This window comes from Pseudomonas sp. YuFO8, assembly GCF_035065025.1.
Taxonomy (GTDB): domain Bacteria; phylum Pseudomonadota; class Gammaproteobacteria; order Pseudomonadales; family Pseudomonadaceae; genus Aquipseudomonas; species Aquipseudomonas putida_AE.
Map to the genome: position 1 here is coordinate 1 of NZ_JAXDEQ010000190.1, position 398 is coordinate 398.

Annotated in this window: 1 protein-coding gene; it reads right to left on the reverse strand. The window is 65.1% G+C overall.

Annotation, left to right across the window (positions count from 1 at the left end; all coding sequences use genetic code 11):
* Positions 1-364 (reverse strand): TolC family protein (locus tag SOP95_RS31940; protein ID WP_323609583.1); only part of this gene is annotated, 364 nt, incomplete at its 3' end.
* Between the last annotated feature and the right edge of the window lie 34 nt (positions 365-398).

A 398-nucleotide genomic window follows, 5' to 3' on the forward strand; every position in this document is an offset into this window, starting at 1 on the left:
GACCTTCGGCCGCGGTGCGCTCCACCGTGGCATCGGCCAGCTCGATACGCGCCTTGCGCTTGTCTTGGCTGGGCACCTGCTGTTGGATACCGATCATTTGTTCAGTCATGTCATCGCCATACAACGTGCCGCGATTGGGCCCACCGATGGGGAAGTTCTGCAGGCCAACTACCAGCTTCGGATCTGGCAGTTCGCCAGCCGGGATCGCCGCCTGGGTCGCGGCTTGCAACTTGGCCGACTCAGCAGCGAGCGACGGTGCGTTGTTCTGCGCCAGGCGCAGGGCGTCGTCCAGGGTCAGCGCACTCGCCCACGCCGGCCACGCCAGCACGCCCACCACCAGGGCGCGCATGTAGAAGGGATTCATGTTGAAAATTCCTGCTCCGTTGCGCTGCGCGCCG